This is a genomic window from Methylorubrum podarium (genome assembly GCF_022179745.1).
In the GTDB taxonomy this organism is placed as follows: Bacteria; Pseudomonadota; Alphaproteobacteria; order Rhizobiales; family Beijerinckiaceae; genus Methylobacterium; species Methylobacterium podarium.
On sequence record NZ_BPRD01000360.1, the window covers coordinates 1 to 9665 of the forward strand.

Sequence of the window (9665 nt, forward strand, 5' to 3'; positions counted from 1 at the left end):
GGCGGCGGCGCCTTGGCGGCCTCGGCGCCGGGCTTGGGCCGGGCCTGCTCCTCGGCGACGAGCCCGGCGAGCGTCTGCTCCACGAGGGTGACGTAGCGCGGCGGCCCCGAGACCATCACCACCGCCTTGCCCGGCGCGGGCCGGATCGGAAAGCGCGCGTCGCTGATCTCCAGCGCATCGAGGGCGGCCTTGAGCCGGTCGAGGCCGTCGAGCAGGTCGTGCCCGCGCTGCACCGAGCGGCGGCGGCGCTCCTTCTGCGCCTCGGCCCCGTCCTGTCCCTGGAGCGTGAGGAGCGCGTCGAGACCGGTCAGCATGCCGGTCTGGCTCGTACCCGCGGTCGCCGCCCGGGGCGCTTCCTCCGTCCCGGCGGGAGCGAAGGCGCCCGGCGCGGCGGCGCGGCGGGAGGCGTTGAGCGCCCCCGCGGCGGCGGCGGCAAAGCGAGTGTCGACGCGCATGATCGTTCGGGACCTTTTCGCGCGCGCCGCGGCACGGCGCGCGCTCACAGGTCAAGACATCGTCCGGTACGGTTAAGCGCCGGTAAACAACCCGGCAGAAGCTGCCGGGGCGGCAGGAAACGCGCCGCTCCCGTGCGGGGCCTCCGCCGCGCCCTGCAAAGCAAAACAATTTGATATCAGTCACTTAGCTTTTGGCACAGCCCTGGCAAGGTTGGGTGCAGCGTGAAGACGCCGTCACCGGTCACCGAGTTCCGATGCCCCTGCCTCGCTTCGCCTTCGCCCGCCGTCTCGTCGCGGTGCTCGCCTGCCTGACGGCCCTGTTGCCGCCGGCCCCGGCCCATGCGCTGTCGCGGGTCAAGGATCTCGCCGCCGTCGAGGGAGTGCGCACCAACCAGCTCGTCGGCTACGGCATCGTGGTCGGCCTCAACGGCACCGGCGACACCCTCAACAACATCCCCTTCACCAAGCAGTCCCTGCAGGCGATGCTGGAGCGGCTCGGCATCAACACCCGGGGCGCGACCATGCGCACCCAGAACCTCGCCGCGGTGATGGTGACGGCGAACCTCCCGCCCTTCGCCACCCAGGGCACGCATATCGACGTGACGGTCTCCTCGCTCGGCGACGCCAAGTCGCTCCAGGGCGGCACCCTGGTGGCGACCTCTCTGCTCGGCGCCGACGGCGAGATCTACGCCCTGGCGCAGGGCTCGGTGGCGATCGCCGGTTTCTCGGCGGAGGGCGAAGCCGCCAAGATCACCCGCGGCGTGCCGACCAACGGGCGCATCTCCAACGGCGCGCTGATCGAGCGCGAGATGGCGTTCAAGCTCAACGAGGCGCGCTCGCTTCGCCTCTCGCTGCGCAACCCCGATTTCACGACGGCCAAGCGCATCGCCTCGGCGATCAACGACTTCATGGGCGCCGACACCGCCGAGCCGACCGACCCGGCGACCATCACGCTCCAGATCCCGTCCAAGTACCGCGGCAACATGATCCGCCTCATCACCGAGGTGGAGCAGCTCAAGGTCGAGCCCGACCAGACCGCGCGGGTGGTGGTGGACGAGCGCTCCGGCATCATCGTGATGGGCCGCGACGTGCGGGTCTCCACCGTCGCCATCGCCCAGGGCAACCTCACGGTCACGATCACCGAGCAGCCGATGGTGAGCCAGCCGGCGCCGCTCTCGAACGGCCAGACCGCGATCGTGCCGCGCACCGGCGTGAAGGTCGATACCGGTGACGGCAACAAGCTCGCTCTGGTGAAGGAGGGCGTGAGCCTGCGCGAGCTGGTCGACGGCCTCAACGCGCTCGGCGTCGGCCCCCGCGACCTGATCTCGATCCTTCAGGCAATCAAGACGGCCGGCGCGCTTCAGGCCGACATCGAGCTGATGTAATTTTGTTCTCGGGAGACCGCACCATGCTGCCCCTCGCAACCTTCGCGGCCTCCGCCGCGGTCGGCGTCGGCAAGAGCCTGATCGGCTCGCTCGCCAAGACCGACACCGACACGATGGACACCGCCAAGGCCGGCGCCTCGGCGAAAGCCCGCAAGACCGCGGACGACTTCGAAAAGATGTTCCTCGAGGACAGCCTGGAGAAGCTGACGCAGAGCGCCGGCACGGACGGCCCGCTCGGCGAGAACGGCACCGGCGGCGGCGTCTGGCGCTCGATGCTGACCAAGGAATACGCCAACGCCATCGTGAAGACCGGCGGCGTCGGCATCAGCAACCAGGTCTATTCCGAGATGATGCGCATGCAGGAGGCGGGCGGTGGCCGCTGATCCGACCCTTCCCCTGCGCCTGACCGACCGCGCCGCCGCCCTCGGCTTCGTGCAGAGCCTGCTCGCCACCATGGGCGAGCTGGAGAGCGTGCTCGCCCGCGAGAGCGAAGGCGTGCGCGCCGGGCGCATCGCCCAGGCGCTGGCGGACTCGACGCCGAAATCGGAACTCGCCTCGGCCTACATGAACGGCCTGGAAGCGGCCAAGGCCAACGCCATCGCGCTCGCCCGCTTCGCGCCGGAGGGGCTCGAGGCGCTGAAGGCCGCCCAGCACCGCTTCGCCGCCGTGGTCGAGACCAACCAGCAGGTGCTCGCCACCGCCCGCGCCGTCTCCGAGGGGCTGGTGAAGGCGCTCGCCGAGGAAGTCGCCAAGACGCGCACGCCCTCCGTCTACGGACGGCCCTCCGTCTCGCCCTCGCCCTACGGCCGGGGCGCGCAGGGCGGACCGCTGGTTCTGTCGCGCAACCTCTGACGACGGCGCGACCGATCCGACCTCCGTTGACGGTTCGGCAACGAGACACCGATCTTATGGTTGCAGCGCGCACCGGGCCGTGACGATCCGCGACGCTTCCCGGCCGCACGGTTGAACCCGCGGGAGGAGCGTTGACGTCCGTCGTCACGGCTAGCCGGGCGGGAGGACTGGCAAGTCCGCCGACCACCGCGCTCGACCCCGCCGCTGCGACCAGGGCGGCCAGCCGCAGGCCGCTCCGACACATCGCGACCTCCCGCCCGCGACAGCGATCGTGAAACGCTCCGAGACCGAGCAGGCGGCCCTCGACCGCCTCAAGACGGCGCAAGAGGCGGTCGCCGACGCCACCCGATCCTTCGATGAGCGACTGAAGGCGCGCTCCGATGCGCTGGCGAGCCGGCTGGGCACGGCCTTCGCGGAGAAGGGCATTCCCGTCATCACCACCGCCGTCATTCCGGGGCCGCGTAGCGGAACCCGGAATCCACGACTGGGCACGCCCGCTCGTCAGGACTCTCGGCATCTCGGGTGGATTCCGGGTTCTCGCCTGCGGCGAGCCCCGGAATGACGGGGTTAGGGCATCGATGACCGTATCGGGGAAATCGGCGAAGTGCGGGACATCCACAGACCCGACATCGGCCACGCTGCGAACGGCGAGGACTTCAGTCTTATTTCAATGCGGCGAAGCCCTACGAGCTGATATCCCAGGGCTTCTACGCTCTCCGACGATGACTTGACTATTCGGAACTTTCCTTTCGCACGCCACTTGCCCCCGAACACAATCATCGGAGGAAATGGCCATGTCGAACGACGTGCTCATCCCGTTGCTCGCGATCGTGACCATCGTCCTCGTCGCGGGCTTCGCCGTCTGGCAGCGGGGCCGGGTGGCGCAGTCGAAGCGCGATCCGCAGCGCTCCGCCTTCACCGAGCACCACGGGGACGCGCCGCGCCCGAACCGGCCCGGCACCGAGCATTGAGGGCGCGGCTTCCTCCGATCAGAACGGCAGCAGGATGTCGACGAGCTGCTGGCCGTAGCGGGGCTGCTGCACGTCGGTGATCTGGCCGCGGCCGCCGTAGGCGATGCGCGCTTGCGCGATCTTGGTCGAGTCGATGGTGTTGTCCGACTCGATGTCCTCGGGCCGGACCACGCCGGCGACGACGAGCTCGCGTACCTCGAAGTTGATGCGGATCTCCTGCTTGCCCTCCACCACGAGGTTGCCGTTGGGCAGCACCTGCGTGACTACGGCGGCGACGTTGGTGGTCACCGTCTCGGCGCGCTGAACCGAGCCCGCCCCGTCGCTCGACGAGGTCGAGGTACCGTTGAGGAGCTTGTCGGCGGAGATGCCGGCGGCGGCCACCCCCGCGCTCTTCTCCAGACCGAAGGCGTTGGGCAGGCCGAAGCCTTCCGCGTTGGTGCGCGAGCGCTTGGTCTCGTTGTTGAGGTTGGCCTTGTCCGTCACGTTGACCTTGACGGTCAGCAGGTCGCCGATCCGCGCGGCGCGCTGATCCTTGAAGAAGGCCCGCGAGCCCGTGCGCCACAGGGAGTTCGGCGCGTAGGAGACGGGCGCGACGTCCGGCATCGCCATCCGCACCGGCCGGTAGCCGGGCTGGGCGGTCGGGTCCTCGATCGCCGAGAGCGTCGGCGTCGCGCCGACCTGCGAGAGCCGGTCCACGGTGTTGCAGGCCCCGAGCGGCGCGAGCGCCAGGATCACGGCGAGGCGTGGCAGGGGCCGGAGGAGGGGGTGGAAGGAGCGGCGAGCGGTCATCGGAGGGGTCCGGCGCTGGCGAGACGGGAAGGGCGAGGGAATTCCGAGCGGCCTACGGGGCCGCGCTGGCCTGGAGCACGGGCTGGGGCTGCGGCGCGGGGCTGACCGAGACGCGGCCGGGGCCGACCACCACGGCCTGAAGCACCTTCTTCGAGGCGCCGTTCGTCACCGAGACGCTGGCGCCGAGCCGGCCGCTCTCGTTGGCGACGCCACGCATCGAGAGCGACACGCCGGGCGTCTCGAACACGATGGCCACGCTCTCGCCGCGGGAGACCAGTTCGGGCGGCGCCACGTCGCCCGAGCGCAGGATCGAACCGGCGCTCAAGGGGCGCTGCGCCACCTGGCCCGCGACCAGGCTCGGCGCGCCCTGCATGTCGGCGGGCACGGCGTCGCGCGGGCGGCGCTCAAGGGAGAGGTCGGCGCTGGCGATCGCCTCGCCGCGGGCGAGGCTGCGGGTCAGCACCGCCACCTCGCGGGTCTCGACCGCGACGCCGCCGACGCGGAGCGACGCCTGCCGCTCGCCGAGCACGATCAGGCCGGCGACCCGGCGGGTGCGGGGATCGTAGGTGACATCGACGGCCGCCGCCTGCCCGTCGAGGTCGAGCGGGGCGAGCAGCACCGGCGCGTCGCCGTCGAGCCGCACCGACAGTGCCTTCGCGTCGAGGCCGTAACCGGTCTCGAGCGCGCGCTTCAGGGCCGCCTCGATCTCCGGCGGCCCGACCCGGCGGGCGGCGCGCTGCACCGTGACCTGCACGCGGCCGCCGGTCTCGATCCCGCTGAGGCCGAGGGCGGCGACCGATTCGATGATGCGGCGGGCCTGGATCGTGCCGATCGCGCCGAGCGCCGGGGCGCGGAACAGCGGGCGGGCGGCCAGCTCGGCCGGCGCCCCCTCGACGAGGTCGCCGAGGCTCAGGGTGTCGCCCCGCGCGGTCACGTCGCCGCGCAGCCGCAGCGGGTTGCCGGCGGCCATCAGCGGCAGGGCGAAGAGGGTCATCGCCATGAAGGCGACGAGCGCCACGAGGGTCCGGCCGATCACGCCGCGGGACAGGGGCGTGACGGCGAGGGCGGCGGGGCGGCGGATCGGCCTGAGGGCGTGCTTCACGGGTCGGATCCTCAGCCGCGGAACATCTGCGAGGTGGTGGAGAGCATCTGGTCGGCGGCGGTGACGACCTTCGAGTTCATCTCGTAGGCGCGCTGCGCCGCGATCAGCGACGAGATCTCGGTGACCGCGTTGACGTTGGCCTCTTCGAGGTAGTTCTGCTGCAGGTTGCCGAAGCCTTCCGAGCCCGGCAGGCCGGTGATGGCGGGGCCGGACGCCGCGGTCTCCACGAACAGGTTGTCGCCGATCGATTCGAGGCCGACCTTGTTGACGAAGCGGGCGAGCTGGAACTGGCCGAGCGCCTGCGGCGCGGTCTGGCCCGGCAGGGTCGCCTGCACCGCGCCGGTGGCCGAGATCGTCACCGAGGTCGCGGTGTTGGGCACCGTCACGCCGGGATCGAGCAGGTAGCCGTCGCGGGTCACCAGCTGACCCTGCGCGTCGAGGTCGAACGAACCGTCGCGGCTGTAGGCGGTGCGCCCGTCGGGCAGGCGCACGCGGAAGAAGCCCTCGCCGCGGATCGCGACGTCGTAGTCCTTGTCCGTCTGCGCCAGCGGCCCCTGGGTCATGGCGCGGGCCGTCGAAGTGGTCTTCACGCCCGAGCCGAGGGCGAGGCCGGCCGGCAGGATCGTGTTCTGGTCCGAGGTCGAGGAGCCGGAGCGGCGCAGGTTCTGATAGAGCAGATCCTGGAAATGCACCTGCTGGCGCTTGTAGCCGGTGGTGCGCAGGTTCGCGATGTTGTTCGAGATGACCTGGACGTTGAGTTCCTGGGCCGCCATGCCCGTGGCGGCGGCGTAGAGGGCGCGCATCGGGGTGTTCCTTCAGGGCGTTAGGCGACGTCGGCGAGGCGGCGGATCGCCGTGCCGCGCAGGTCGTCGAGGCGCGAGATCACGCTCGAGACCATCGTGTAGGTGCGGTTCACGTCCATCAGCCGGGTCATCTCGACCACCGGCTTCACGTTGGAGCGCTCCAGCGCGCCGGGCTCGAGATGCGCGCCGGGACCGGCGGGCCGCGCGGGCGTGTCGGACGAGAACAGGTTGGCCCCCTCCGACTTGAGCGCCTGCGGGTTGGCGAAGGTGACGAGGCGCAGCCGGCCGCGGATGCCGAGATTGGTCGAGACCGTGCCGTCCGGCGCGATGGCGAGGCCCGTCTCCTGCTGGCCGATGGTGATCGGGCCGCCGTCGCCCTGCACCGCGTAGCCGTCCGAGGTCACGAGGTTGCCCTGCGCGTCGAGCTCGAAGGCGCCGTTGCGGGTGAAGCGCGGGCCTTGCGGCGTCTGGACCGCGAGGAAGGCGTCGCCGCGCAGGGCCACGTGCATCGGGTTGCCGTCGGGCTCGACCGGACCCTGCGAGAGGTCGAGGGGCGTGCCCTGGTCGATGACGTAGGAGAGGCGCCGGTCGGTCCGCTGGAAGCTGTCGGCGGAGGCCACCGGCATCAGGTATTCCTGGAAGCGGGCGGAGCGCGCCTTGAAGCCGGTGGTGGAGACGTTCGCCATGTTGTTGGCGATGACGTCGAGTTCGCGGGCGAGCGCGGCCTGAGCGGAGACTCCGACGAAGAGCGCGTTCTGCATGGGGTGCCTCGGATGGCGACGGGTTCGCTCCCTCCACCGCAGGGGCCGTGCCAAGTCAGGCCCGCTCGTTTTTACCTTAATGGACAGTGACTTGGTGCGATTCCCCCTGTGCCGGGGCACCGGTCGGCCCCGGACCGGCGGCAAGTCCGACCCGGCAAGTTCTGCCGGCTTAACCGTGGGTTAACCACGTCGGCAGACAAGGGAGGACAGGGGATTGCGCCTCGCGCGCGGGCCCCGCCCCATCGTCCCGATCCGGTCTGCCGACGAGCATCACATGGCCAAGAAGCCGAAGAAGGCGCCCGCGGCCGAGGGCGAAGAGGGCTCGGCGGAAGCGCCGAAGTCCAAGAAGAAGCTCATCATCATCGCCGCCGCCGCGGTGCTGCTGCTCGGCGGCGGCGGGGGCGGGTTTTTCTTCATGAAGGGCCGGGCGGCGCATGCCGACGCCCACGGCGAGCACGCGGCCGAGAAGGCCGACCCGAAGGCGCAGGCCGTGTTCCTCGACATGCGCGACATGATGGTCAACCTCAGCCCCGATCCGGGTGCGACCAAGGCCAACGTGCTCAAGCTGCGCGTCGCGCTGGAACTGAAGGACGCCAAGGTCGAGGCCACCGTCAAGCCGCTGATGCCGCGGGTGGAGGACGCCTTCCAGACCTATCTGCGCGAGATCCGGGCGAGCGATCTGGCCGGCTCGACCGGCCTGTACCGCCTGCGCGAGGAGCTGCTGCGGCGGGTCAACATCGCGCTGCATCCGGCCAAGGCCGAGGCGGTGCTGTTCAAGGACGTGATCGTCCAGTGACCGGCCCCGCTTCCCTCCGACCCCGAACGCTGAAGACAGACGCGAGCGCGCGACAGGCATGACCGGCCCCGAGGACGAGCTGGACGACGATTGGGCGGCCGCCTTCGCCGAGCAGGGCGCCGAGGGCGGCGACGCGTCGCTGGCCGAGGAATGGGGCGCGGCGCTCGCCGAGCAGGGCACGACCAAGAGCGCGGGCGACGTCGCCGCCGAATGGGCGACGATGATCGAGGACGGGGAGACCGAGAATCTCCCCGAACTCGCCGGCAACGACCGCATCCTGAACCAGGACGAGATCGACGGCGTCCTCGGCTTCTCGCTGCGCGAGCTCTCCGCCTCCGGCGCGGGGGGCGTGCGCGCCATCGTCGATTCGGGCGTCGTCCAGTACGAACGCCTGCCGATGCTGGAAATCGTCTTCGACCGGATGATCCGGTTGCTGTCGACCAGCCTTCGCAACTTCTTCCAGGACAACGTCGAGGTGACCCTCGACAACATCACCTCCGTCCGCTTCGGCGACTATCTCAACGCGATCCCGCTCCCGACCCTGCTCGGCGTGTTCAAGGCGGATTCCTGGGAGGGCTCCGGCCTCGTCACCGTCGAGCAGACGCTGGCCTACTCGACCATGGACCTCTTGCTCGGGGGCAAGCGCGGCGGCTCGTCGAGCCGGCTCGACGGGCGGCCCTTCACCACGATCGAGATGAGCCTCGTGCGCCGCCTCGTCGAGATCATCCTCACCGACCTCGAACTCTCGTTCCAACCGCTCTCGCCGGTGCGGTTCGGCATCGACCGCATCGAGACCAACCCGCGCTTCGCCACCATCACCCGGCCCGGCAACGCCGCCATCCTGATCACGCTCAAGCTCGACATGGACGGGCGCGGCGGCGGGATGCAGATCCTGTTCCCCTACGCGACGATCGAGCCGATCCGCGACCTGCTCATGCAGAGCTTCATGGGCGAGCGGCTCGGGCGCGATCAGGTCTGGGAAAGCCACCTCGCCACCGAGATCTGGCAGGCGGACGTGGAGATGGAGGCGGTGCTGCACGAGGTGACGCTGCCGCTGAAGAAGGTTCTCAACCTCAAGGTCGGCGACACCCTGATGTTCGACCGCAAGCCCTCCGACCTGATCACCGTGCGCTGCGGCGACTGGGCGCTGACCCAAGGGAGGATCGGCCGGATCGACGACGCCATCGCGGTGCAGGTCGCCCGGCCCCTGCGGCAGTCGCGCACGACGCTACAGGCCTACGAAATCTCCATGCAGAACCGAAACGACGGCTGAGCGGCGGGCAGACTATGATGACCTTCTTCGTCTCGATGGCCGCGGATGTCCTCGTCGCCGTGCTGCTTGTCGCCACCATCGTCTCCTCGGTGAAGCTGTCGCGGCGCATCAGCCGGCTCAAGGCGGACGAGACGGCCCTGCGCTCCACCATCGGCGACCTCGTGGTGGCGAGCGCGACCGCCGAGCGGGCCATCGCGGGCCTGCGGGCGACCCTCGACGAGTGCGACCGGACGCTCACCGAACGCCTCGCCGCCGCCGATCGCACCAGCACGGACCTCGTCGCCCACGTCCAGGCGGGTGAGAGCGTCATCAGCCGCATCGCGGCCATCGTCGGTCAGGCGCGGACCGCCACCGTGGCCGCACCCGCCGCGTCGTCCGCCGGTCCGCCCGCCGGGCCGCGCCCGGTCGCGGTCGAGACCACCCCCACCGGCGGCAACGGCGAGCGCGTCGGCGCGGCCCTCGCCGCCGCCCAGGCGCT

13 protein-coding genes are annotated in these 9665 nt (G+C 70.7%); 8 read left to right on the forward strand and 5 right to left on the reverse strand.

What is annotated here, in order from left to right:
• The coding region (locus tag MFF42_RS17605) for a flagellar assembly protein FliX (RefSeq protein ID WP_283206890.1) at window positions 1-455 on the reverse strand (455 nt) is incomplete at its 3' end.
• Window positions 456-709: 254 nt separating this feature from the next.
• Here MFF42_RS17605 and MFF42_RS17610 point away from each other — a divergent pair.
• From MFF42_RS17610 to MFF42_RS17630, 5 genes are all read left to right on the forward strand, one after another.
• Complete coding sequence (locus MFF42_RS17610) at window positions 710-1840, forward strand: flagellar basal body P-ring protein FlgI (protein WP_238256906.1); 1131 nt, start codon at window positions 710-712, stop codon at window positions 1838-1840.
• A 23-nt stretch (window positions 1841-1863) separates the two neighbouring features.
• Window positions 1864-2223, forward strand: a complete 360-nt coding sequence (locus MFF42_RS17615) for a rod-binding protein (protein ID WP_238256907.1) — start codon at window positions 1864-1866, stop codon at window positions 2221-2223.
• Window positions 2213-2692, forward strand: coding sequence for a hypothetical protein (locus tag MFF42_RS17620; RefSeq protein ID WP_238256908.1), 480 nt, complete (start codon window positions 2213-2215; stop codon window positions 2690-2692). The genes MFF42_RS17615 and MFF42_RS17620 overlap by 11 nt, the downstream gene beginning before the upstream one ends.
• 271 nt (window positions 2693-2963) lie before the next feature.
• Window positions 2964-3254 carry a hypothetical protein gene (locus MFF42_RS17625; protein ID WP_238256909.1) on the forward strand — a complete coding sequence of 97 codons (291 nt, stop codon included), beginning with the start codon at window positions 2964-2966 and terminating at the stop codon, window positions 3252-3254.
• A 232-nt stretch (window positions 3255-3486) separates the two neighbouring features.
• Window positions 3487-3663, forward strand: coding sequence for a hypothetical protein (locus tag MFF42_RS17630; RefSeq protein WP_238256910.1), 177 nt, complete (start codon window positions 3487-3489; stop codon window positions 3661-3663).
• An 18-nt stretch (window positions 3664-3681) separates the two neighbouring features.
• Here MFF42_RS17630 and flgH read toward each other — a convergent pair whose 3' ends face one another.
• Genes flgH through flgF form a run of 4 tightly spaced genes read right to left on the reverse strand, consistent with a single transcriptional unit; the run spans window position 3682 to window position 7118 of the window.
• Entirely contained in the window at window positions 3682-4452 is a 771-nt protein-coding gene (flgH, locus tag MFF42_RS17635) for a flagellar basal body L-ring protein FlgH (RefSeq protein WP_238256911.1), read from the reverse strand.
• A 52-nt stretch (window positions 4453-4504) separates the two neighbouring features.
• On the reverse strand, window positions 4505-5554 hold the full coding sequence (flgA, locus tag MFF42_RS17640) for a flagellar basal body P-ring formation chaperone FlgA (protein ID WP_238256912.1): 1050 nt from the start codon (window positions 5552-5554) through the stop codon (window positions 4505-4507).
• Window positions 5555-5565: 11 nt separating this feature from the next.
• Complete coding sequence (gene flgG / locus MFF42_RS17645; RefSeq protein ID WP_238256913.1) at window positions 5566-6357, reverse strand: flagellar basal-body rod protein FlgG; 792 nt, start codon at window positions 6355-6357, stop codon at window positions 5566-5568.
• A 20-nt stretch (window positions 6358-6377) separates the two neighbouring features.
• Window positions 6378-7118, reverse strand: a complete 741-nt coding sequence (gene flgF, locus MFF42_RS17650; RefSeq protein ID WP_238256914.1) for a flagellar basal-body rod protein FlgF — start codon at window positions 7116-7118, stop codon at window positions 6378-6380.
• 274 nt (window positions 7119-7392) lie between these two features.
• Between flgF and fliL the strand changes: the two genes are divergently transcribed.
• The 3 genes from fliL to MFF42_RS17665 all read left to right on the forward strand — a co-directional run.
• A complete protein-coding gene (gene fliL / locus MFF42_RS17655) occupies window positions 7393-7914 on the forward strand; it encodes a flagellar basal body-associated protein FliL (RefSeq protein ID WP_238256915.1) in 522 nt (173 codons plus the stop codon).
• Between the two features lie 58 nt (window positions 7915-7972).
• Window positions 7973-9187, forward strand: a complete 1215-nt coding sequence (gene fliM / locus MFF42_RS17660; protein WP_238256916.1) for a flagellar motor switch protein FliM — start codon at window positions 7973-7975, stop codon at window positions 9185-9187.
• A 14-nt stretch (window positions 9188-9201) separates the two neighbouring features.
• Window positions 9202-9665, forward strand: a 464-nt coding sequence (locus MFF42_RS17665; protein ID WP_238256917.1) for a DUF6468 domain-containing protein, incomplete at its 3' end; no start/stop codon positions are given.

Excerpts from the sequence above, each read along its gene's own strand:
- MFF42_RS17610 (WP_238256906.1), top strand. The coding sequence starts at position 710 with ATGCCCCTGCCTCGCTTCGCCTTCGCCCGCCGTCTCGTCGCGGTGCTC.
- MFF42_RS17615 (WP_238256907.1), top strand. The coding sequence starts at position 1,864 with ATGCTGCCCCTCGCAACCTTCGCGGCCTCCGCCGCGGTCGGCGTCGGC.
- MFF42_RS17630 (WP_238256910.1), top strand. The coding sequence starts at position 3,487 with ATGTCGAACGACGTGCTCATCCCGTTGCTCGCGATCGTGACCATCGTC.
- flgH (WP_238256911.1), bottom strand. The coding sequence starts at position 4,452 with ATGACCGCTCGCCGCTCCTTCCACCCCCTCCTCCGGCCCCTGCCACGC.
- flgG (WP_238256913.1), bottom strand. The coding sequence starts at position 6,357 with ATGCGCGCCCTCTACGCCGCCGCCACGGGCATGGCGGCCCAGGAACTC.
- flgF (WP_238256914.1), bottom strand. The coding sequence starts at position 7,118 with ATGCAGAACGCGCTCTTCGTCGGAGTCTCCGCTCAGGCCGCGCTCGCC.
- fliL (WP_238256915.1), top strand. The coding sequence starts at position 7,393 with ATGGCCAAGAAGCCGAAGAAGGCGCCCGCGGCCGAGGGCGAAGAGGGC.
- fliM (WP_238256916.1), top strand. The coding sequence starts at position 7,973 with ATGACCGGCCCCGAGGACGAGCTGGACGACGATTGGGCGGCCGCCTTC.